Here is a 22,362-nt window from a genome sequence, read left to right on the forward strand (position 1 = left end):
GCGGGCTCGCCGCCCGCTCGCAGGCGCCGGGCCCGGTGCGCGGAAACGTGAGCGTGGAGCCGGTGCTGTCGCGGCTCTCGCACTGGCGGTCAGCAGTCCGGTCCCGGTGACCACCGGCGGTCCGTAGGCCCGCAGGCGGCCCCGCGGACCCGCGGATCAGTCGTGATCGTCGTGCGGGTATCGCAGGCCGATCAGTTGCCTCACAGCGTCCAGCGTACGGAGAACCGCGAGTGTGCCGTCCAGGGGCACCAGCGGCGACTCGCTCTGCCCGGCCAGCAGGCAGCGCATCACCTCGGCGGCCTCCAGCCCGTAGCCATTGCCGATGACGGCCGGAGCGGGAAAGTGCACCGGCTCGCCGACCTCGCGATGGAGGACGATCCCGGGCGGGTTGAACAGGTTCGCCGGGATATCGATGCGTCCACGTGTTCCGTAGACGACGGCCGCCTGGCTCAAGGTCGCGGCGAAGGAACAGGTCAGCGATGCGGTGGCCCCACCGGGGTGGCCGAGCAGAATGCTCGTGTGCTCGTCCACGCCTTCCGGCGTCAGCTGGGCCCGCGCGTGGACGCGGTCCGGGCTGCCGAGCAGGAAGTGCGCCAGCGCGACGGGGTAGACGCCGACATCGAGCAGGGCGCCGCCGCCCGCCGCAACGTCGCGAAGCCGATGCCCTCGGTCGACCTCGGCCCGCCAACCGAGTTCGGCGTGCAGGGATCGGACCTCACCGATCGCACCGTCGGCGAGCAGCTCGGCCGCCTTGCGCAGGGCGGGGTTCAGGAGCATCCACATGGCTTCCATCAGGAACGTCCCGCGCTCGCGGGCGAGGGTGATCAGCCCCCGCGCCTGCACGCTGTTCACGGTGAGAGGCTTCTCGCAGAGCACGGGCCGCCCGGCGTCCAGCAGCATCTCGACGGCCTGGTGGTGGTAACCGTGCGGCGTGGCCACGTACACCACGTCCACGTCCGGATCGTCCGCCAGGTCCCGCCACGATCCGTGAGCTCGCGGGACCGCGTGCCGGGCGGCGAACGCGCGCGCCGTCCCCGCGTCGCGGGAGGCGACAGCCGCGACCACCGCGCCCGGAGTTCGGCGAAGATCCTCGGTGAACGCCGTGGCGATCCCCCCGGTGGCCAGGATGCCCCAGCGGATGGGACGTTCATGAGCCGAGTCCACAGACCACCTCTTGTCTAGACCAATGATGCGTCGCGGCAGTACGGTACGGGAGGCTCCACGGACCGGCAACCATCACCCGGACTTGCCGTTCAGTACCCGCAACCCGCGCACCGCCCCCCTCAGCTCCCCGCGGTCCACCCCGTGAGCCCGTCAGGCTGCTCCAGCGGCCCGGCGCCGGGCGGGCATCGGTGCGCAGGTCGGCGTCCGCCCGCTGCCGGTGGCGTGCTCGGGTGGTGTCGCGCGTGGGGCGCCGGGGCGGTTGCCGACCTGGTCCGGTGCGCCGGTCCGGGTGTCAGCCCACGGGGTGGTTCGCCCAGAGCGCCGGATCGTTCACGTTGTCCTTGGTCACCAGGGGCGCGGGGAGCTGGTCCTCCAGGCCGTTGGGCAGCTGGATGATGGTGGACTGGTGGTCGGTGGGACCGGTCTGGAAGGACTTGCCCTGGGCCGCGGCCCGGGCGTAGAAGAGGGCGTACTTGGCGTAGAGGTCGGCGGGCTGGGAGACGGTGGCGTCGATCTGGCCCTCCCGGATGGCGGCGAGCTCGGTCGGGATGCCGTCGTTGGAGACGATGGTGATGTGGCCGCTCTGGCCCGCGGGCTTGAGTAAGCCCTTCTGGCGCAGGACGTCGAGGGTGGGCTGGAGGAACACCCCGCCGGCCTGCATGTAGATGCCGTTCAGGTCGGGGTGGGTGGCCAGCGTGGACTGGAGCTTCGCGGCGGCGACATCACCCTTCCAGTCGGTCGGCAGCTCGATGACCTGGATCTTGGGGTAGTTCCGCTTCATGCAGGTGGCGAACGCCTCGGAACGGTCGTAGCCGTTGACCGAGTTGAGCGCGCCCTGGAGTTCGGCGACCTTGCCCTTGCCGCCGAGCTGCTTGCCGAGGAACTCGCAGGCCTTGGTGCCGTAGGCCTTGTTGTCGGTGCGCACCACCATGTAGACGTTGCCGTGTTCCGGCTCGGTGTCGACGCTGATCGCGTTGATGTTGGCGGCGAACAGCCCGGAGAGCGTGACATCGGTGGTCACGGTGTTCTGCGGCGCCATCACGATGGACTTGGGGCGGCGGCGCTGCAACGCCTGGATGTTGGCGGTGAACTTCGCCTCGTCGCCCTCGGAGTGGGTGAGCGGCAGGACGTCCAACTGCTGGGCGCCGATCTCCTGCTGGAGGTACTTCGCGTAAGCCTTCCAGAAGTCGGAGTCGGTGCGGGGGATGTCGATGCCGATCTGCTGGGCGGAGCCGCTCGGCCCGCCGGAGCTTCCGCAGGCGCCGAGGCACCCGGCGAGGAGCACGACGACGCCGCCCGTGCAGGCGGTCCGGGTGGTACGTGTCTTCATGTGGCGAAACGTCCTGGGTGGTAGGGGTCCGGCGGATCGGGGCGAGGCGCCGGGGGCCGGGGTCTCGGCACGTCGCTGTCAGGCGGTGGTGCCGGGGCCCCGGAGGTCGGTGGTGGTTCCGGTGGCGAGCCAGTCCTCGACCGCCGCCACGTGCACGGTGCTGGCGCCGGCGGCGCGCAGGGCGTCGCGGTCGACCAGGGCCCGCCAGAGGGCCTCGTGCTCCAGGTGGGCCTGCTCGCGGGCGGGGGAGATCCGGGTGCCCGCGGGCGAGGACCGGGAGAGGGCGCCGCGCACGATCCGCAGCCGCTGGGTGTGGGTGGAGAGGATGCCGAGCAGGGCGGACAGCACCGGATTGCCGACGGCGTCGGCGATGACGCGGTGGAACTCGATGTCCAGCTCGACGAACTCCTCGATGCCGATGTCCGTGGCGCTCCGATCGAGGATCGCCCGGAGCGCCAACAGCTCGTCGTCGGTGAGCCGGCCGGCGGCGAGGGCGGTCACCTGGGGTTCGAGCAGCCGTCGGACCTGGAGGAGCTGCCGGGCGGTTCGGCCGTGGGAGACGTCGGCGGCGAAGGCCAGGGCTTCGAGGAGCAGGTGCGGCTCCAGCCCGGAGACGTAGGTGCCGTCGCCCTGTCGGGGGACCAGGATCCGCATCGCGGTGAGCGCTCGCACGGCCTCGCGCAGCGAGCTGCGGGACAGCCCGAGCTGGTCGGCCAGGTCGGCCTCGTTGGGCAGCCGGTCACCGGGCTGCAGGGCGCCGGAGACGATCATGCCCTTGATCTTCTCGATGGCCTCGTCCGTCACCCCGATGGTGATCGCCTCCTGGGTCCGGGTGTTCGCGCCTACGGGGGTCGGGCGAGGCCGCGGCGGCGAGGCCGGCCGGACCCGGTCCCGGCCGCGCCGCCGCGGCCCGCAGGCCGTACGACCCGTCACTCCTGCTTCTCGCCGGAGGCGAAGCGGGAGATGATCAGCGCGACGATGATGATCGCGCCGTTGAGGAACTGGTTCCACAGCGGCGGCACGCCCGCGAGGGTCATCACGTTGACCACGAGCTGGAGGGTCAGCACCCCGGTGAGCGCCCCGAACAGGGTGCCGCGCCCGCCGTTGAGGCTGACGCCGCCGATGACGGTGGCGGCGAAGACCTGGAAGATCCAGCCGTTGCCCTGGTCGGCGGAGATGGACCCGTAGTGTCCCGTGTAGAGGACGCCGGCGAAGGCGGCCACCAGGCCGCCGAGGACCAGCACCGTCCAGGTGATCCGGTCGACCCGGATGCCGGCGGCACGGGCGGCCTCGGGGTTGCCCCCGATCGCGTACAGCGCGCGGCCGTGGCGCAGCCAGGCGAGCGCGCACCCGCCGGCGAGGAAGAGCAGGGCGCAGATCCAGATCGCCGCCGGGACGCCCAACCAGCGGGCGCCGCCCAGGTAGGTGAACGAGCCGGGCAGGTTGACGATCGACTGGCCCTGGGAGACGGCGACCTGGAGCCCGCGGAGCAGGGTCAGCGCGCCCAGCGTGACGATGAAGCCGTTCAGGCGCAGCTTGAGGATCAGGAAGCCGTTGACCGCGCCGATGAGCGCGCCGACCGCCAGGCACAGCGGGACGGCCGTCCAGGAGGGGAACAGCCCCAGGCCGTTGAAGCGCGCGCCGTGGTCGGGCAGGACCAGCCAGACCGCGATGACCGGGGCCACACCGATCGTGGACTCCAGCGAGAGGTCCATCCGGCCGGCGATCAGGATCAGCGCCTCGGCCAGGACGAGCAGGCTCAGCTCGGTGGCCTGCTGACCGACGCCCAGGAGGTTGTCGGAGGTCAGGAAGGCCGGCGAGACGGCGAAGCCGATGACGCCCAGGACGAGCAGGACCGGCACCAGTGACAGGTCGCGGTAGCGGGCGAGGGTGAAGCGGCGGTCGGCGGGCGCGGTGACGGCACTCGCCGGGCGCGCGCGGACCTCAGTGGTGGGAGACATCGCGTTCCTTCGTGTCGGTCGGGCCGGCCAGGCCCTCCATGGCTGCGACCAGCTGTTCGTCGCTCCAGCCGTGTTCGAACTCGGCGACGACGCGGCCGTGGAACATGGCCAGGACCCGGTCGCAGACCCGCAGGTCGTCGAGTTCGTCGGACACGATCAGGGCGCTTCGCCCGGCGTCGGCGACCTGGCGGACGGTGCCGAGCAGGGATTCCTTGGACTTCACGTCGACGCCGTTGGTGGGCCGGACGGCGATGAGGACGTGCGGTTCGGTGGCCAGCGCCCGGGCGATGACCACCTTCTGCTGGTTGCCGCCGGACAGCGCGGACACGGGGGCGGCCGGTCCGGGCGTCTTGATGTCGAGTTCGTCGATCATCCGCCGGGCGAAGGCCCGGGTCCGCGAGGGCAGCACGGTGCCGAACGGGCCGAGCTGGTCGGTGACGGTCAGGGTGGCGTTCTCGGCGACGCTGCGCTGCGGAATGAGGCCCTGGAGGTGCCGGTCCTCGGGAACGAACCCGATGCCCGCGGCGAGGGCGGCGGGGACGCGCCCGGTGCGCACCGGGCGGCCGGCCACGGTGATGGTCCCGGTCTGGGGGCGGTGCAGGCCGGCCACGGTCTCGCCGAACCGGACGTTGCCGCTGGCGGCCGCGCCGGCCAGGCCCACGACCTCGCCGGCCCGCGCGGTCAGGGTCACGTCCTGGTAGGCGCCGGCCAGGCTCAGGCCGGTGACGGTCAGCAGCGGGGCGCGGTGGGTGCCCGCCCGGCCGGTCACCGCCCAGGACGGCTCGCCGCCCCGGGCGCTCTCCCCCGTCATCGCCTCCACCAACGCCTGCCGGTCGAGTTCGGCGACCGGCGCGGTGACGATGTGGCGCGCGTCGCGGTAGACCGTGACGGTGGAGCAGAGGTCGTAGACCTCCTGCAGATGGTGGGAGATGAACAGGAAGGCGACGCCCTGCTCCTGGAGCGAGCGCAGCTTGTCGAAGAGCAGCTCGATGCCGCGGGCGTCGAGCTTGGCGGTGGGCTCGTCCAGGATGATGAAGCGGGCACCGAAGGACAGCGCCCGGGCGATCTCGACGAACTGGCGCTGTTCGACGGTCAGGTCCTCGGCGCGAGCGGTCGGGTCGACGTCGACGTCGTACTCGGCCAGCAGCTCGGCGGCGCGCCGGCGCAGCCGCTTCCAGCCGATCGGCCGCAGCGCGCCTCCGTCGTCGGGGCCGTGCCGGTTCAGGAACAGGTTCTCGGCGACGCTCAGCGCGGGGATGACGGTGGAGCGCTGGTACACGCAGGCGACCCTGGAGCGCCAGGCAGCGGTGTCACCGGGTGCCGGGGCGGCCTCGCCGCCGAACCGCAGGGTGCCGGTGTCCGGGCTCTGCAGGCCGGTGAGCACCGAGACGAGCGTGGACTTGCCCGCGCCGTTGCGGCCGACCAGGGCGTGCGACTCGCCGGGCGCGACCGAGATGCGGGCGTCGCTGAGGGCGACGGTGGCGCCGAAGCGCTTGCTGATCCCGTCGGCCTCGACGACGGGGCCCCGTCCGGGGCTGGGGTCCGCCATGGCGGGGTCCTTTCCGAGGGCTCCGGTGAACGGCGGCGGGTGGCCGCAGGCTCGGCCGGCACCGCCGTTCACCGGGGGCGGGGACTACTTGCCGACGTTGTTGCCCCAGAGGCTCTGGTCGTCGACGTTCTCCTTGGTGACCAGGGGGGCGGGGAGCTGGTCCTCCAGGCCGTTGGGCAGCTGGATGATGGTGGACTGGTGGTCGGTGGGACCGGGCTGGAAGGTCTTGCCCTCGGCCGAGGCCTGCGCGTAGTGCAGGGCGTACTTGGCGTAGAGGTCGGCCGGCTGGGAGACCGTCGCGTCGATGTCGCCCTTGCGGATCGCGTCGAACTCCTGCGGGATGCCGTCATTGGAGACGATCGCGATGTGACCGGGCTGGCCGACGGGCTTGAGCAGGCCCTTCTGCTGCAGCAGGGCCAGCGTCGGCTGCAGGAACACGCCGCCGGCCTGGAGGTAGACGCCGCCCAGGTCCGGATGGGCGGCCAGGGTGGACTGGAGCTTCGCGGAGGCGACGTCACCCTTCCAGTCGGTGGCCAGCTCGATGACCTCGATGCCGGGGAACTTCTCCTTCATGCAGGCGGCGAACGCCTCGGAGCGGTCTCGTCCGTTGATGGAACTCAGGGCACCCTGGAGTTCGGCGACCTTGCCCTTGCCGTCGAGCTGCTTGCCGAGGAACTCGCAGGCCTTGGTGCCGTACGCCTTGTTGTCGGCGCGCACCACCATGTAGACGTTCCCCTTGTCGGGGCGGGTGTCGACGCTGATCACCGGGATCTTCCGGGCGGACAGCTGTTCCAGGGTGGAGGCGATCGCACCGGTGTCCTGAGGTGCCATCACCACGGCCTTGGCGCCGGTGTTCTGGAACACCTGGACGTTGGCGACCAGCTTGGTGACGTCGTTCTGGGAGTTGCTCACCGGCAGGGTGTTCAGGCCCTGGGCGGAGGCGTCCTGCTTGACGTACTGCGCGTAGGAGTTCCAGAAGTCGGAGTCCGCGCGCGGCAGGTCGACGCCGATCGCCGGCTTGCCGCCGGCGGAGGAGTCCGAGGCGCTACCGCGGTTGCAGGCAGTGGCGAACCCCGCCAGGACGACGACGGCGGCGAGCGTGGCCGCGGTTCCGGAGGAGCGGAACTTCATGGTGCAGATCTCCTTGGCTGGGATTGGCCGGGTCCTCCACGGGGGTGAGGGGAACCGGCGCGGCGGGAGGGGTGCGAAGCCCGTCCCGGTGAGGCGAGGCGGGAGGGGAAGCCGGCCGCCTTCTCCGGCCCTGGTCCGGAAGGGGAGCCGGTTCCTGGTCGTGGCGATCGGGGCGGCAGACGACACCGGAGCGCGCGTCCCGTAGTCATGGGATGCCTTGTGATACGGAGGACCTTATGAGCCTGACAGCTGACTGACAAGAGGAAACCTCGGATGATTCACAACCGTGACATCCGAGTTTCCCGGATGTGTCACGACGCACCGTCATATCGGCTCTGAGCTGCGAGGTTTGCAAGCTTCTGACGGGACCTCACCCGGTGTCGCCAGGAAGACATCGGAGGACTTCTTGCGATATGCGAGGTCGCTCCGTATCGTCTTGGCATCACTGATTCATCCGATGTATCGGCCCGTGGAGAGCCACGGCCTCCGGAGTGACCTGGGAGAGACAGCATGAGGTTCCTGCGGATCGGGCCGGCGGGGAAAGAGGTTCCGGCGGTCCTGGGCGAGGACGGGCGGGTGTTCGCGCTCTCGGCCCTGACCGGTGACATCGACGGGGCGTTCCTCGCCTCGGGCGGGATCGACCGCGCCCGGGCGGCCCTGGCCGCCGGGGAGCTGACGCCCCTCGACCCGGCCGGCCTGCGGACCGGCGCCCCCGTCGCCCGCCCCGGCAAGGTCGTCTGCATCGGCCTCAACTACCGCGATCACGCCAAGGAGACCGGGGCGGCCGTCCCGGACCGTCCGGTGGTCTTCCTGAAGGACGCCTCCACCGTGGTCGGCCCCTACGACCGGGTGCTGATCCCCCGGGGCTCGACCAGGACCGACTGGGAGGTCGAACTCGCGGTCGTCATCGGCCGGGAGGCCCGTTACCTGGCGAGCCCGGCCGACGCGGCGGACCACATCGCCGGTTACGCGATCAGCAACGACGTCTCCGAGCGGGAGTTCCAACTCGACTACTCCGCCCAGTGGGACCTCGGGAAGTCCTGCGAGACGTTCAATCCACTGGGTCCGTGGCTGGTCACCCCGGACGAGGTCGGCGACGTGCGGGCGCTCGGCCTGCGCCTGGCCGTCAACGGCGAGGTGCGGCAGGACGGCGACACCAAGGACATGGTCTTCGACGTGCCCTACCTGGTCTGGTACCTGAGCCAGTACATGGTCCTGCGGCCCGGCGACGTCATCAACACCGGCACCCCGGCCGGCGTCGCGCTGGGCCTGCCCGGCACCCCCTACCTGCGCGCCGGCGACACGGTCGAACTCGGCATCGACGGCCTCGGCACGCAGCGCCAGACCTTCTCCCACGCGTGAAAGGCACCGAGTTGTCCGCAACCACAGCGCGGATCACCGCCGTCGACACCTACGACATCCGCTTCCCCACCTCGCGGGAACTCGACGGGTCCGACGCCATGAATCCCGACCCCGACTACTCCGCCGCCTACGTCGTCCTGCGCACCGGCGCGGACGGCCACGAGGGCCACGGCTTCGCCTTCACCATCGGGCGCGGCAACGACGTCCAGGTCGCCGCGATCGACGCGCTGCGCGAACACGTCGTCGGACGCCCCGTCACCGAGCTGTGCGCGGACCCCGGCTCGCTGTACCGCGACCTGATCGGTGACAGCCAACTGCGCTGGCTCGGCCCCGAGAAGGGCGTGATGCACATGGCCGTCGGCGCCGTCGTCAACGCCGTGTGGGACCTCGCCGCCAAGCGCGAGGGCAAGCCGCTGTGGCAGCTACTGGCCGACGCGGACCCGGCCTGGCTGGTCTCTCAGATCGACTTCCGCTACCTCACGGACGCGCTGACTCCCGACGAGGCGCTGGAACTCCTGCGCAACGGCAAGCGCGGCGCACCGGCGCGGGCCACCGAGCTGCTGCGCCGCGGCTACCCCGCCTACACCACCTCGCCCGGCTGGCTCGGCTACAGCGACGAGAAGCTCACCCGCCTCGCCAAGCAGGCGGTCGCCGACGGCTTCACCCAGATCAAACTGAAGGTCGGCGCCGACCTGGCGGACGACACCCGCCGCTGCCGCGCCGCCCGCGAGGCGGTCGGGCCGGACATCCGGATGGCGATCGACGCCAACCAGCGCTGGAACGTCGACGAGGCGATCGAATGGACCAACGCCCTGGGCGAGTTCGACCCGTACTGGATCGAGGAGCCCACCAGTCCGGACGACGTGCTCGGCCACGCCGCCATCCGGCGGGGGGTCCACCCGATCAAGGTCGCCACCGGTGAGCACGTGCAGAACCGGATCATCTTCAAGCAGCTGCTCCAGTCCGGCGCCATCGACGTCCTCCAGCTGGACTCCGCCCGGGTGGCCGGCGTCAACGAGAACCTCGCCATCCTGCTGCTCGCCGCCAAGTTCGGGGTCCCGGTCTGCCCGCACGCCGGCGGCGTCGGACTGTGCGAACTCGTCCAGCACCTGTCGATGTTCGACTACGTCGCGCTGTCCGGCACGGACGAGGACCGGGTCATCGAGTTCGTCGACCACCTCCACCAGCACTTCCTCGATCCGGTGGTGATCGAGAACGGTCGCTACCGGGCCCCCACCACGCCCGGGTTCTCCGCGACGATGCACCGGGCCACCATCGACACCTACACCTACCCGGGCGGCGCGTTCTGGGCCGCGGAACCGGCGGAGCCGGCGGCGCAGGGGGGCCGGGCATGACCACCGACCTCGACGGGCTCACCGCCCTGGTCACCGGCGGGGCCTCCGGCATCGGCCTGGCCACCGCCCGACTGCTCGGCGAGCGCGGAGCGGACGTCGCCGTCCTGGACCTCGACCCGACCGACGCCCGCCCCCCGCTGCGCGGCTTCACCGCCGACGTCGCCGACGACCGCTCGGTGCGCTCGGCCGTCCAGGCGGCGGCCCGGGCGCTCGGCGGGATCGACATCCTGGTCAACAACGCAGGCGTCGGCGCGGTCGGGACGCTGGAGGACAACCCCGACGAGCAGTGGCACCGCGTCCTGGACGTCAACGTGCTCGGCATCGTCCGCACCACCCGCGCCGCCCTGCCCCACCTGCGCCGCTCGCTGCACGCCTCCGTGGTCAACACCTGCTCCATCGCCGCCACCGCCGGCCTTCCGCGGCGCGCGCTCTACTCGGCGAGCAAGGGCGCCGTCCTCTCGCTCACCCTCGCGATGGCCGCCGACCACGTCCGCGAGGGCATCCGGGTCAACTGCGTCAACCCCGGTACCGTCGACACCCCGTGGGTCGCGCGACTGCTGGGCGCCGCCGACGACCCGGCCACCGAACGCCTCGCGCTGAACGGCCGTCAGCCGACCGGACGTCTGGTGGCCGCCGAGGAGGTGGCCGCCGCCATCGCCTACCTCGCCTCCCCGGCGGCCGCGAGCGTCACCGGCACGGCCCTGGCGGTCGACGGCGGCATGGCCGGCCTGCGGCTGCGACCGGAGCCCCGCCCGTGAAGCCGCGCCGCCGCCCCCTCGGCCGCACGCCGGTCCAGGTCACCGAGCTCGGCTTCGGCGCCGCCGGAATCGGCAACCTGTTCACCGCGGTCGGCGACGACCGCGCGGAACAGGCCGTCACCGCCGCCTGGGAGTGCGGCGTACGGTACTTCGACACCGCCCCGCACTACGGTCTGGGCCTGTCCGAGCGCCGGCTCGGCGCCGTGCTGCGCACCCTGCCCCGGGGCGAGTACACGCTGTCCACGAAGGTCGGCCGGCTGCTGGAGCCGACCCCCGCCGGTGGGGGCGACGACCTGGCCGACGGCTTCGCCGTCCCCGCCACCCACCGCCGCGTCTGGGACTTCAGCGCCGGCGGCGTGCGCCGTTCCATCGAGGACAGCCTCCGACGCCTCGGCCTGGACCGGATCGACGTCGCCTACCTGCACGACCCCGACGACCACGCCGAGCAGGCGCTCGCCGAGGCCTACCCCGAGCTGGAACGCCTGCGCGCCGAAGGCCTCCTCGGGGCGATCGGGGTCGGTATGAACCAGGCCGAGATGCTGGCCCGGTTCACCCGCGAGACGGACCTCGACGTCGTCCTGCTGGCCGGCCGCTACAGTCTGCTCGACCAGCGCGGACTGGCCGAACTGCTGCCGCTGGCCCACCGGCGCGGCGTCGGCGTCGTCGTCGGTGGCGTCTTCAACTCGGGCCTGCTCGCCGACCCGCGCCCCGGCGCGACCTTCGACTACACCGCGGCCCCCGCCGAGCTGCTCGCCCGCGCCACCGCGCTCAAGGCCGTCTGCGCGGAGCACGGCGTACCGCTGCGCGCCGCCGCCCTGCGGTTCCCGTTCGGGCACCCGGCCGTCGCGAGCGTGCTGGTCGGCACCCGCAGCGCCGAGGAGGTCCGGGACGCCGCCGCGCTACTCGACCACCCGGTTCCGGCGGCGCTCTGGGCGGACCTCAAGGAGCGTGGTCTACTGCCGGCGGACGTCCCCACCCCGGCGCGGGAGAGCTGATGCGCATCGCCCTGTTCATCACCTGCTTCAACGACACCCTGTACCCCGGCACCGGCCGGGCCGTGCTGACCGTCCTCGAACGCCTCGGGCACACCGTCGAGTTCCCGCGGGACCAGACCTGCTGCGGGCAGCTGCACTTCAACACCGGCTACCGCCCCGAGGCCGTACCGCTGGTGGCCCGCTTCGCCCGGGCCTTCGCCGACTACGACGCCGTGGTCACCCCCTCCGCCTCCTGCGCCGGCATGGTCCGCGACCACCACCCCCTGCTGGCCCGGGAGTACGGGAACCCCGGCCTCCAGCGGCAGGTCGAGGACCTGGTGCCCCGGGTGCACGAGTTCACCGAGCTGCTCACCGACGTCCTGGGCGTCACGGACGTCGGGGCCCGCTTCCCGCACCGGGTCGCCTACCACCCCACCTGTCACTCGCTGCGCGGCCTCCGGCTCGGGGACCGCCCCTCGCGCCTGCTGCGCGAGGTCGAGGACCTCGACCTGGTCGACCTCCCCGCGGCCGACTCGTGCTGCGGCTTCGGCGGCACCTTCGCCGTCAAGAACGCCGACACCTCGGCAGCGATGCTCGCCGACAAGGGCGACGCGGTGCTCGACAGCGGGGCCGAGGTGCTGTGCGCCGCCGACAACTCCTGTCTGATGCACATCGGGGGCGGACTGTCCCGCCGGCGCGCCGCCGTGCGCACCATGCACCTGGCCGAGATCCTCGCCGCCACCGAAGGAGCCGCGCCGTGAGCGACCACCGTGACCGCGGCGTCGTCTGGCTGGGCGCCCCCTCCTTCCCCGACGCCGCCCGCGGGGCGCTGAAGGACACCCAACTGCGCGCCAACCTCAGGCGCGCCACCGCCACCATCCGCGACAAGCGGCTCGCGGTCGCCTCCGAACTCGACGACTGGGAGCAGCTGCGGGACGCCGGCGCCGCGATCAAGAGGCGCACCTCGCGGCACCTGGACCGCTACCTGGTGCAGTTGGAGGCATCCGTCACCGCGGCGGGCGGCATCGTGCACTGGGCCGCCGACGCGGCCGAGGCCAACCGCATCGTCACCGAACTGGTGCTCGCGACCGGCGAGCGCGAGGTGGTGAAGGTGAAGTCGATGGCCACCCAGGAGATCGGACTGAACGAACACCTGGCCGAAGCCGGCATCACCGCCTACGAGACCGACCTGGCCGAGCTGATCGTCCAACTCGGCGACGACCGGCCCTCGCACATCCTCGTCCCCGCGATCCACCGGAACCGCACCGAGATCCGCGACCTGTTCGCCGCCGAGATGCGCCACTGGGGGCGGCCCGCTCCCGAGGGCCTGACCGACGAACCGGCGGACCTCGCGGAGGCGGCCCGCCGCCATCTGCGGAGCAGGTTCCTCACCGCCAAGGTGGCCGTCTCGGGGGCCAACTTCGCCGTCGCCGACACCGGTACGGTCGTCGTCGTGGAGTCCGAGGGCAACGGCCGGATGTGCCTGACCCTCCCCGAGACGCTGATCACCGTCATGGGCCTCGAAAAGGTCGTCCCCACCTGGTCCGACCTGGAGGTCTTCCTGCAGCTGCTGCCGCGCTCCTCCACCGGCGAGCGGATGAACCCCTACACCTCCACCTGGACCGGCACCACCGACGGCGACGGCCCGCGGACCTTCCACCTGGTCCTGCTCGACAACGGCCGCACCGACACCCTCGCCGACCGGGTCGGACGGCAGGCCCTGGCGTGCATCCGCTGCTCCGCCTGCCTCAACGTCTGCCCGGTCTTCGAGCGCACCGGCGGCCACGCCTACGGCTCCGTCTACCCGGGCCCGATCGGTGCCGTCCTCACCCCCCAGCTCGTCGGCGTCGAGAACGCCGCGAGCCTGCCGTTCGCCTCCACCCTCTGCGGGGCCTGCTACGACGCCTGCCCCGTGAAGATCGACATCCCGGAGGTGCTCGTCCACCTGCGGGCCGAGGTCGTCGAGAGCGGGAGGGGCGGTGCGGAGGCGCCGGCCATGAGGGCGGCCGCCGCCGTCCTCGACTCCCCACGACTGCTCGGCGCCGCCCAGACGGTCACCGCCCTCGGTGGCCGGGCCCTCGCCCGCGACGGCCGCATCGGCCGGCTGCCGGGCCCGCTGCGCGGCTGGTCCGACACCCGCGACACCCCCGTGCCCCCGGCCGAGTCCTTCCGGACCTGGTGGCGCAAGAACCGGGAAGGCGAACGATGAGCAGCCGTGAAGCAGTCCTCGGCCGCATCCGGGCCGCCCTCGCCGACGTCCCCGCCGGCGAGGACCCGGACGATGTCCCGGTGCCCCGGGCCTACCGCCGCCGCCACACCGAACCGGGCGAGGACGTCGTCGCCCTGTTCGCCGAGCGGGTCGCCGACTACCGCGCCACCGTCACCCGCACCGACCGGGCGGGCCTGCCGGCCGCCATCGCCGCCGCCCTCACCGCCCGCGCCGCCGTCCGTCTGGCGCTACCCGACGGCTTCCCCGTCGAGCTGCTGCCGCCCGGCGACTGGCAGTGGCACCCGGAACCGCTGGACGTTCCCGAGCTGGACGCCCTGGACGGCGCCGTCACCCTCGCCGCCGCCGGCATCGCCGTCACCGGGACCGTCGTCCTGGACACCGGCCCCGGCCAGGGCCGCCGTGCGCTCACCCTGATCCCCGACTACCACCTGTGCGTCATCCGGGCCGGCCAGATCGCCGACGACGTCCCCGAGGCCCTCGCCCGCCTCGATCCGACGCTCCCGCTGACCTTCGTCTCGGGCCCGTCCGCCACCAGCGACATCGAACTCGACCGGGTCGAGGGCGTGCACGGCCCCCGCACCCTGCACGTCATCATCGTCGACCCCACCCGACCGGACCCGGAGCCGTCATGAGGATCGCCCTGCACACCCGCGTCCGCGAGGACCGGATCGAGGAGTACGAGGCCGCCCACCGCGCGGTGCCCGCCGAACTCACCGCCGCCATCCGCGCCGCCGGCGTCAACTCCTGGACCATCTGGCGCAGCGGCTGCGAGCTGTTCCACCTGCTCGAATGCGAGGACTACGCCCGGCTGCTCGGCGAACTGGAGCGCCTGCCGGTCAACGTCGCCTGGCAGGCGCGGATGGGCGAACTCCTCGACGTCGCGCACGACTACGGCGAGGGCGGTGCCGCGGCCGGGCTCCGGGCGGTGTGGGAGCTGTGACCGCCCCCGGGACCGTCGACGCGCACCACCACCTCTGGAACCTCGCGGCGAGGCCCCAGCCCTGGATCACCGGTGCGGCCCTCGCCCCGCTCGCCCGCTCCTTCCACGTCGAGGACCTGGCTCCGCGGGCCCGCGCCGCCGGTGTGAGCGCCACCGTCGTCGTCCAGACCGTCTGCGTCCCCGGGGAGACCCCCGAGCTGCTGGCCCTCGCCGCCGGCGGCGGCCTGGTCGCCGGCGTCGTCGGCTGGACCGACCTCACCGCCCCCGACGTCGCCGACGCGCTCGCCGCCCTGCGTGAAGGACCCGGCGGCGACCGACTGGTGGGCATCCGGCACCAGGTCCAGGAGGAGCCCGACCCGGGCTGGCTGCTGCGGCCCGACGTGCACCGCGGGCTCCGCGCGGTCGCCGGGGCGGGCCTCGCCTACGACCTGGTCGTCAGGCCGCACCAGCTGCCCGCCGCCACCGCCGCGGCCGCCCGGCTGCCCGGTCTGACGTTCGTCCTCGACCACCTGGGCAAGCCGCCGATCGCCACCGGGGCGCTCGAACCCTGGGCGGGGCACGTGCGCCGTCTGGCCGCCCTGCCCAACACCGTGTGCAAGCTGTCCGGCCTGGTCACCGAGGCCGCGCCCGGCCGCTGGGGGAGCGAGCACCTCGGGCCGTACGCCGACACCGTCCTCGACGCCTTCGGCCCGCGGCGGCTGCTCTTCGGTTCCGACTGGCCGGTGTGCACCCTCCGGGCCGGCTACTCCGACGTCGTGCGGACCGCCGAGCAGCTCGTGGCCGGGCTGAGCCCGGGCGAGCGGGACGCGGTGTTCCGGCGCAACGCGGTCCTGGTCTACGGCCTCGACGTACCCGTTCCCGGCGTCGCCGCCACCTGAACCGGGGCCCGCGCCGCCGCCCGTGACACCGGCCGCCCGTGACACCGGCCGCAGGTGGCGCCCTGCCGCGGCCGACGGGCCCCGGGCCGGGAGGGGCGGGGTGACTATGCTGTGACGATCAGGACCAGGGAGGCGACACCGTGCCCGTCACCGACGAGGCGATCGAGAAGATCAAGGCCATGATCGTCAGCGGTGAGCTGCGGCCGGGCGCGCGGCTGCCCAAGGAGGCCGACCTCGCCGAGCGGCTCGGCCTGTCACGCAACTCCCTGCGCGAGGCGGTCAAGGCGCTCTCCCTGATCAGGGTGCTGGACGTGCGCCAGGGCGACGGCACGTACGTGACCAGCCTTGAGCCGCACCTGCTGCTGGACGCGCTCGGCTTCGTCCTCGACTTCCACCAGGACGACACGGTGCTGGACTTCCTGGAGGTCCGCCGCATCCTGGAGCCCGCCGCCGCGGCCATGGCCGCCCGGGTGATGTCCGAGCAGGACATCACCGCCCTGGGCGAGGTGCTGGAAGGCCTGCGCGACGACTCGGCGCTGGAGGAGCTGATCGACAACGACGTCGAGTTCCACCGCCGGATCGCGGCGGGCTCGGGCAACTCCGTGCTCTGCTCGCTCATCGACGGGCTGTCCGGCCCGACCGCGCGGGCCCGGACCTGGCGCGGCCTCACCGAGGAGGGCGCCGTCGCCCGGACCCGCGAGCAGCACCGCGCCATCTTCGACGCCATCGCCGGCCGTCGCCCCGACGTCGCGCACGCCTGGGCCACGATCCACGTGGCCGGCGTCGAGCAGTGGCTACGCAACATCCTCGGCGCCCCCGGGTCCGCGCTCGGCTGACGGCCGCCCGGCCGCCGATCCTCCTGTCCGCCGATCCGCCGGCCGCCCCGCGCGGGTCCGTGCGACAGGCGTGTCCGTCCTGCGAACAGAGCCGTCCGCCACGGGCCTGTCACGGCTGCCGGCTGAGTGCCTGGCGTCGTTCCGCTCCCAGTGGTGAACGGATCGCCCTTGCGCGGGTTCCTCCGGATCGGGGTGGAGTCGAGCGGCTCGGGGATCAGGGCGCGTCCGTCGAGGGCGGCGCTGCCGGTGGCGCCGTTCATGAACCCATCCTGGCCGGCCGCTTGGCCTACCTGACGGCCAGCCCGACCGTCCAGCTCGGAGGGCGGTGCCGGTGACCGACCGGACCCTCACCGCGGACCAGCCGACGCCCGACCTCAAAGAGCAGGACACCAGGAGCAGCCGAGGGTAGGACCGACGGGGCGAGTGGGCGCTGCCGACCCGTACGGTCCTCGCCGCGGACTCCGGGGTGGAGGACCTACTGGTCGAGCACCTCACGGCCGAGCACCGGGCGCCGCACCACCGGATCGGCGACGAGCGAGTCCACGTCCTCCTGCACCCCCTCAAGCCGGAGGAGGCCGCCGTCGCCACGTGACGGGTCCCGCTGGTGCGGCACCGGGGGGAGGTAGGACGGGGCGCCCGTCCCGTCCTGCTGGAGCGAGACCGTCCGCGTAGGCGCGGGGATCGAGATGCCTTCCGTCCGGTACCGCTGGTGCAGGCGCTTGATGAACTCGTGCTTGATCCGGTACTGGTCGCTGAACTCGCCGACACCCAGGATCACCGTGAAGTTGATCCTTGAGTCCGCGAAGGTGTGGAAGCGCACGGCGGCCTCGTGGTCGGGCACGCCGCCGCTGATGTCAGCCATCACACTGTCGACGACGTCGAGGGTGACTCTCTCCACGTGCTCCAGGTCGCTGTCGTATCCGACCCCGACCTGGACCAGGATCGACAGCTTCTGCTCGGGCTGGGAGTAGTTCGTCATGTTCGTCCGCGCCAGACGGCCGTTGGGGATGATCACCAGGTTGTTCGACAGGTTGCGCACCACGCTGTTGCGCCAGTTGATGTCGACGACGTACCCCTCCTCCCCGCTGGTGAGCCGGATGTAGTCACCCGGCTGGACCGTCTTGGAAGCGAGGATGTGCACACCCGCGAAGAGGTTGGCGAGGGTGTCCTGCAACGCCAGCGCGACCGCGAGACCGCCCACGCCGAGGGCGGTGACCAGCGGGGCGATCGACACCCCGAGGGTCTCCAGCGCCACGAGGACGCCCATCGACAACACCACGATCCGGGTGATGTTGACGAAGATGGACGCGGATGCCGCGACACCCGTTCGGGAGGCGGCCACGGACTGCACCAGCCCGGCCACCACCCGGGCCGCGCTGAGCGTCGCGATGACGATGAACACGGCCATCAGCGACTGATCGACCAGTCCCCCGGTCCGCGCGGTGAGCGGAAGCGCCGAAGCGGCCACCGCGACCCCGGCGAGCACGGCTGCCCAGGGAACGATGGTGCGCAGCGCGTCGACGATGACGTCGTCACCGCTCCATTTGGTCCTGGTCGCGTGTTTGCCCAGCCATTTCATCAGGGCCCGCAGCAGGAGACCGGCCGTGCAGCCGGAGGCCAGCGTGATGCCGGCCACCACCCAGTCGTGCAGGACCAGGTCCCGGGTCACCGCGCCGCTTCCACAGCGTGGGGAGGGAGGGAACGGGCCGTAGCCGGCCGCTGTATGTGTTGTGTCGTCACCTTGTTGCCTGTCAGATTGTTCTGTTCATAGCCGCGTCGGAGCGGATGTACGCATTCCGAACGGACTGCCATCCTGCCCCATGGGCAGGCCGCCGCTACGAGCAGCCCGCCGTGCAGCCGGTCGACCGCACCCTGCCCGCCCGACGAACGGCCGACGATCACCAGAACCGAGCGCCGGTCGGGCCCGCGGGCTCCCCCGCGCCATGGGGAACGGTCGGCGGAAGGTCGCTACGCCGCCGCCAGCTCGAGCGCTCGGCCCGCCGGGGATGACCCGCCCGCCGCTCCGCGGCGGTGCTGCGCCCCCGGGGCGTGCGTGCCGGTGTGCGGCCGCCGCCGCGGAGCCATCCCCGCGGGCGCGGCGAGCAGCCGGCTGCTCATGGTGGTGTCTCCTGTGGTCAGTTCGCGTCCTCGGCAAGCACCAGGACCAACTCCTCCCGTCTGACGCCGACCTCCCGAGCCGCACGTCCGAGAGTCCGAGCCGGGGAAGGGGCGTCACCGATGGAGAGGTTCACCCGCAGCAGTTCCTCCACGCGCGCCGACCAGGTCGCGGCGGGCCCGCAGCAAGCTGTTGATCGCAGGCTCGACGGTGTTGCGCTTCGTCGTCACAGGTGGGAGACCAGCATCCATACGGCAATGGCGAGGAACGCGATCCCGACCACACGCTGCATCAGGTAACCCCTTCGCGTGGGCTCACCGGCATCAGGGTCCTTCACCCACCCCCGCTGGAGCCGCCGGTTCACCCCCCACAGGAGCTGTGGCCGCAGTGCCTGAAGAAGCCCCATCGCGAACACCGCGCACGCCACAATGATGAACATCCGTCCTCCTCGTCTGGCCACCGCGGGCGTTCCTCTCATCTGACACCCGCTCATCCAGCGGCTGCCCTCGGTGCCTCGCATGAAACAGGGTCTGCAACCCGCAGTGCGCCACCACCCGCCGGGCTGCTGATCGTGACGTTGACGCGCCGCCACGTCGACGACACGCAGCTGCTCTACTCCGAGTTCGCGGACTACGACCTCGGCCAGGCCGTCGCGCACCTGACCATCCAGGCCCAGGCCCTGGGACTGGCCGCCCGCCAGTTCAGGGCCTTCGACCCGGAGGGCCTGACCGAGGAACTGCGCCCGGACCCGGGATGGGCAATGGTCTCCATGATCGCGGTCGGCGGGGCCGCCGGCCACCGCCGGAGCCTCGCGCCCGGCAGCGCCGGCGATCTGCGTTCCGCCCCTTGGGCGTTGCCGCGGTAGCGCGGTGACCGGGGCGTCCCGGTCCGGACCGCTGGTGCGGAGGGCTTGGGGAGGTGTCCCGGTTCGTCGCGGAGCTGGTCGACGACGTGCCGGATCCGGGGCCGGGCACGCGGGAGGCCCGTCAGTTCGCGGTCCGCTCCCCGCCGGAACCGGTGAGGTCGGCCACCACCAGCCCGGCCGCCCGCACCGGGTCCCCGCCGGCGCGGGTGAGAAGCGGTGCCACGTCGTAGTCCGCGTCGGCCCCCTCCCGGTGGGTCGCTCGCAGGGTCAGTCGCATCCGGTGCACCGACTCGTAGCGCGGTGAGCTGAGCGCCGCGCCGATGCCGGGGCGCAGCCGCTCCAGCTCCGTCACGACCGTCCAGGCGTCGTCCTCCATCCGGGCCCGCCGCACCGGGTCGCAGGCCGCGACGGCCCGGTCGGTCTCGGGCGAGTCGGGCTCGCAGCCGGCCAGAGCCGGCAGGAGTGCGGGAACGCCCAGGATCTCCGCCGCGTCGAGGGTGAAGGAGTGGGACCAGCCGTCGCATTCCAGCAGTCCCGCGATCAGCGGGACGGCCCGGGGGTCGTGCCGTCTGGCGAGCCCACGCGCGCCCTCCTCCCGGACCTCGCCGCACTCGTCGGTGGCGCACCTCCACAGGGCGTCCCTGATGGCGGTCGTGTCCTGCTCCAGTTGAAATCCCAACGTGAAGGCCGCCCAGTTGCGGACGTCGGGGTCATGGTCCCGCATGAGCCGGATCAGCGCCTGGACATCTGGCCCGTCGGGCAGTCCGCTGTTGACGAAGGTGAATTCCGAGGCGACCAGACACCGCAGGTCGGCGTCCTCGTGCCGGGAGAGCCTGACCAGCACGGGAACGGCGCGCCGGTCCCGCGTCCGGCCCAGGCCGCAGGCGAGGGACGACAGCACGCGGGTCTCCGTCTCCGCCTCGGCCAGCGCCATCAACGCGGTCGCCGCCTCGCTCCGCACGGACTCGTGCGTGTCGGCCGCGTTTCCCAGCAGATCGCAGCCCACCTTCCGCTCCAGGGCATCGGCCGACCCCAGCAGCCCCGACCCGCAGCGCAACGCGGTCTCCCCGTTCTCCTCCTGCGCCGCCTCCAGGACCAGCGCCCAGTAAGCGTGCTCGTCGCGGTCGGCCTCCGAGTCCCGCGCCAATCGCGCCGCCGCCACCAACCGTCCCGCCGGCCCCACCACGTTGTCCATGTCCGCATTCTGGCCCGACGGCCCGGTGCCGGGCACCGGATTTCTTCACCGAAGGGTCTGTCAGGACCCACACCGCCACCCCGGCCGCCCGCTTCGGCAGGAGGCGCCGGCCGGCACACGGTGCGCCGGCCGGCGCGTGAGGGTTGTCACGGTCGGTGGATCGGTATCGGCGACGGGTGCGGCGGGCGGTGAGGAGGAGCGGGGTGCCGGCGGCGGTCGCCGTGTCGGTGACGCGCCCCGCGCCCACGTCCGCCTGCGTCACCCTGCTCCCCTTGGTTTCTACTCACCCTGGACGCGGGCGGGGCCGAGGTGCGGCGAGTGAGGGATCGGCAGGCGTGCCCTCCGGAAGCGAGGGCAGGCGGCCAACCGACATCACAGACCCGGCCCTCCCGTGGGCTCGCCGGCAGACGTCGGCACAGGGGTTGCCGGGCGAGTCCGGAGGGCGCCAGGGGCCAGGGGGCGGGGAGGTCGAGGGTGGCGAGGGCTCCGCCGTCGGGGGCGTTCGCGAAGGTCAGCCGGGCGTTGAGGACGACCGCCTGCCCGGTGGCGATGGTGAGGCCGAGGCCGTGCCCTTGGCCACGTTCGGCGGCCCCGGTGCGGAAGCGCTGCGGCCCGTCGGCGAGGAGGGCGTCAGGGAAGCCCGGTCCGTGATCGCGTACGGTGATCCGGCTGCCGGTGACGGTGACCTCGACGGGGGCGGTGCCGTGCCGGCGGGCGTTGGCGAGAAGGTTGGTGAGGATCCGCTCCACGCGGCGCGGGTCGGTGCGGACGGTGGCGGGCCTCGTCAGCCGGAGGCGGACATCGCCGTCGTCCCTCCCACTCACCTCGGCGACGAGATCGCCCAGGGGGACCTCGTCGAGTCGGGCGCTCTCGGCGCCGGCGTCGAGGCGGGAGACCTCCAGCAGGTCCTCGACCAGGGCGCGCAGGGCGCGGACCTGTGTGCGGACCAGGCCGGCGGCCTCGTCGTCCTCGGGCAGCAGACCGGCAGCCGTGACCAGGCCCATCAGCGGGGTACGCAGTTCGTGGGCGACATCGGCGGTGAAGCGCTTCTCCGCGGCGAGCCGGCCCTGGAGTGCCCCGGCCATCTCGTCCACGGCCGTGGACATCTCGGTGATCTCGTCCCGGGCGCGGCCCCGGCGGCCGATCCGGGCGTCGAGGTCGCCGTCCGCGATCCGGCGGGCGGTCCGGGACCCGTGGCGCAGGCGCCGGTTCATCCGCTCCGCCGCCAGCACGGTGAGGGGGACGACAACGGCCAGGGCGGCGAGGGCGGCCTTGACGATGCTGCGGTCCAGCAGCTGGAGGCTGCGCACGGTGGCGCTCATGTCGCTCCGCACGGTGAGCACCTGGCCGTCGCCGACCGGGACGGCTGCCCACATCCAGTACCAGTTCGGTGCTTTGACGTCGTACCACAGGGTGTACTCCCCCGGAGCCTTCGGGCCTTCGAGGGCCTGGGCCAGCGGCCGGGGCAGGCCGGCCCGGGGTTCGAGGGAGGCGTTGTCGGGACGGCGGCCGGTGCGGGAGAGCTCCTGCTCGGCGGCGTCCAGTCGCGCGATCGCCTGGTCGCGCCCGGTCCGCTCGCCGCGCTCCGCGGTCGCCCGGTGGACGAGCACGCCGATCACCACCGCGACCGCGGCGCAGGCGAGCACGACCAGGGCGGTGATCTTCCAGCGCAGGGAACGCGGGTCCAGGGGGCGCGGGCCGGTGCGTGGTGCGGTCAT

Annotated in this window: 19 protein-coding genes and 2 pseudogenes; 11 read left to right on the top strand and 10 right to left on the bottom strand. The window is 72.7% G+C overall.

Annotation, left to right across the window (positions count from 1 at the left end):
* Nucleotides 1-156: 156 nt before the first annotated feature.
* The 6 genes from ABZ497_RS28990 to ABZ497_RS29015 form a co-directional block, all read right to left on the bottom strand.
* Nucleotides 157-1,164, bottom strand: coding sequence for a Gfo/Idh/MocA family oxidoreductase (locus ABZ497_RS28990; protein WP_359809416.1), 1,008 nt, complete (start codon nt 1,162-1,164; stop codon nt 157-159).
* Nucleotides 1,165-1,456: 292 nt separating this feature from the next.
* Entirely contained in the window at nt 1,457-2,494 is a 1,038-nt protein-coding gene (locus ABZ497_RS28995) for a sugar ABC transporter substrate-binding protein (protein WP_359809418.1), read from the bottom strand.
* 78 nt (nt 2,495-2,572) lie between these two features.
* A complete protein-coding gene (locus ABZ497_RS29000) occupies nt 2,573-3,304 on the bottom strand; it encodes a FadR/GntR family transcriptional regulator (RefSeq protein ID WP_359809477.1) in 732 nt (243 codons plus the stop codon).
* A gap of 119 nt (nt 3,305-3,423) precedes the next feature.
* The gene (locus tag ABZ497_RS29005; protein WP_359809420.1) at nt 3,424-4,455 is read right to left on the bottom strand and encodes an ABC transporter permease; all 1,032 of its coding nucleotides are present in this window, start codon (nt 4,453-4,455) and stop codon (nt 3,424-3,426) included.
* Entirely contained in the window at nt 4,439-6,004 is a 1,566-nt protein-coding gene (locus tag ABZ497_RS29010; RefSeq protein WP_359809422.1) for a sugar ABC transporter ATP-binding protein, read from the bottom strand. The genes ABZ497_RS29005 and ABZ497_RS29010 overlap by 17 nt, the downstream gene beginning before the upstream one ends.
* An 84-nt stretch (nt 6,005-6,088) precedes the next feature.
* Nucleotides 6,089-7,135, bottom strand: a complete 1,047-nt coding sequence (locus ABZ497_RS29015) for a sugar ABC transporter substrate-binding protein (RefSeq protein ID WP_352294446.1) — start codon at nt 7,133-7,135, stop codon at nt 6,089-6,091.
* Between the two features lie 510 nt (nt 7,136-7,645).
* Between ABZ497_RS29015 and ABZ497_RS29020 the strand changes: the two genes are divergently transcribed.
* The 10 genes from ABZ497_RS29020 (at nt 7,646) to ABZ497_RS29065 (ending at nt 16,468) form a co-directional block, all read left to right on the top strand.
* Nucleotides 7,646-8,497 (top strand): fumarylacetoacetate hydrolase family protein, encoded by an 852-nt coding sequence (locus ABZ497_RS29020; protein ID WP_359809424.1) that lies wholly within the window; start codon nt 7,646-7,648, stop codon nt 8,495-8,497.
* A gap of 11 nt (nt 8,498-8,508) precedes the next feature.
* Nucleotides 8,509-9,852, top strand: a complete 1,344-nt coding sequence (locus ABZ497_RS29025) for an L-fuconate dehydratase (RefSeq protein ID WP_359809426.1) — start codon at nt 8,509-8,511, stop codon at nt 9,850-9,852.
* Entirely contained in the window at nt 9,849-10,610 is a 762-nt protein-coding gene (locus ABZ497_RS29030) for an SDR family oxidoreductase (RefSeq protein WP_359809428.1), read from the top strand. Before ABZ497_RS29025 ends, ABZ497_RS29030 begins: the two co-directional genes overlap by 4 nt.
* Complete coding sequence (locus ABZ497_RS29035; protein WP_359809430.1) at nt 10,607-11,605, top strand: aldo/keto reductase; 999 nt, start codon at nt 10,607-10,609, stop codon at nt 11,603-11,605. The genes ABZ497_RS29030 and ABZ497_RS29035 overlap by 4 nt, the downstream gene beginning before the upstream one ends.
* Nucleotides 11,605-12,345: a (Fe-S)-binding protein gene (locus ABZ497_RS29040; RefSeq protein ID WP_359809432.1), complete on the top strand. Its 741-nt coding sequence runs from the start codon at nt 11,605-11,607 to the stop codon at nt 12,343-12,345. The genes ABZ497_RS29035 and ABZ497_RS29040 overlap by 1 nt, the downstream gene beginning before the upstream one ends.
* Nucleotides 12,342-13,793, top strand: coding sequence for a LutB/LldF family L-lactate oxidation iron-sulfur protein (locus tag ABZ497_RS29045; protein WP_359809434.1), 1,452 nt, complete (start codon nt 12,342-12,344; stop codon nt 13,791-13,793). The genes ABZ497_RS29040 and ABZ497_RS29045 overlap by 4 nt, the downstream gene beginning before the upstream one ends.
* On the top strand, nt 13,790-14,446 hold the full coding sequence (locus ABZ497_RS29050; protein ID WP_359809436.1) for an LUD domain-containing protein: 657 nt from the start codon (nt 13,790-13,792) through the stop codon (nt 14,444-14,446). Before ABZ497_RS29045 ends, ABZ497_RS29050 begins: the two co-directional genes overlap by 4 nt.
* Nucleotides 14,443-14,754, top strand: a complete 312-nt coding sequence (locus tag ABZ497_RS29055) for an L-rhamnose mutarotase (RefSeq protein WP_329485071.1) — start codon at nt 14,443-14,445, stop codon at nt 14,752-14,754. Before ABZ497_RS29050 ends, ABZ497_RS29055 begins: the two co-directional genes overlap by 4 nt.
* The gene (locus ABZ497_RS29060; protein ID WP_359809438.1) at nt 14,751-15,632 is read left to right on the top strand and encodes an amidohydrolase family protein; all 882 of its coding nucleotides are present in this window, start codon (nt 14,751-14,753) and stop codon (nt 15,630-15,632) included. Before ABZ497_RS29055 ends, ABZ497_RS29060 begins: the two co-directional genes overlap by 4 nt.
* 140 nt (nt 15,633-15,772) lie before the next feature.
* Nucleotides 15,773-16,468 (top strand): FadR/GntR family transcriptional regulator, encoded by a 696-nt coding sequence (locus tag ABZ497_RS29065; protein WP_329485073.1) that lies wholly within the window; start codon nt 15,773-15,775, stop codon nt 16,466-16,468.
* Nucleotides 16,469-16,943: 475 nt separating this feature from the next.
* On the opposite strand, the gene ABZ497_RS29070 is transcribed toward ABZ497_RS29065, so the two are convergent.
* Nucleotides 16,944-18,137, bottom strand: a complete 1,194-nt coding sequence (locus ABZ497_RS29070; protein ID WP_352294430.1) for a mechanosensitive ion channel family protein — start codon at nt 18,135-18,137, stop codon at nt 16,944-16,946.
* Between the two features lie 673 nt (nt 18,138-18,810).
* Entirely contained in the window at nt 18,811-19,023 is a 213-nt protein-coding gene (locus tag ABZ497_RS29075; protein WP_359809479.1) for a DUF6199 family natural product biosynthesis protein, read from the bottom strand.
* A gap of 117 nt (nt 19,024-19,140) precedes the next feature.
* Between ABZ497_RS29075 and ABZ497_RS29080 the strand changes: the two are divergent.
* Nucleotides 19,141-19,449: pseudogene (locus ABZ497_RS29080) on the top strand (nitroreductase); the annotation flags it as partial.
* Between the two features lie 121 nt (nt 19,450-19,570).
* Here ABZ497_RS29080 and ABZ497_RS29085 read toward each other — a convergent pair.
* Together ABZ497_RS29085 and ABZ497_RS29090 are read right to left on the bottom strand one after the other, a co-directional pair.
* On the bottom strand, nt 19,571-20,644 hold the full coding sequence (locus tag ABZ497_RS29085; RefSeq protein ID WP_359809440.1) for a HEAT repeat domain-containing protein: 1,074 nt from the start codon (nt 20,642-20,644) through the stop codon (nt 19,571-19,573).
* Nucleotides 20,645-21,099: 455 nt separating this feature from the next.
* Nucleotides 21,100-22,362: pseudogene (locus ABZ497_RS29090) on the bottom strand (HAMP domain-containing sensor histidine kinase); the annotation flags it as partial.

Origin of the sequence: Kitasatospora sp. NPDC005751, assembly GCF_040630835.1 — a bacterium.
In the GTDB taxonomy this organism is placed as follows: domain Bacteria; phylum Actinomycetota; class Actinomycetes; order Streptomycetales; family Streptomycetaceae; genus Kitasatospora.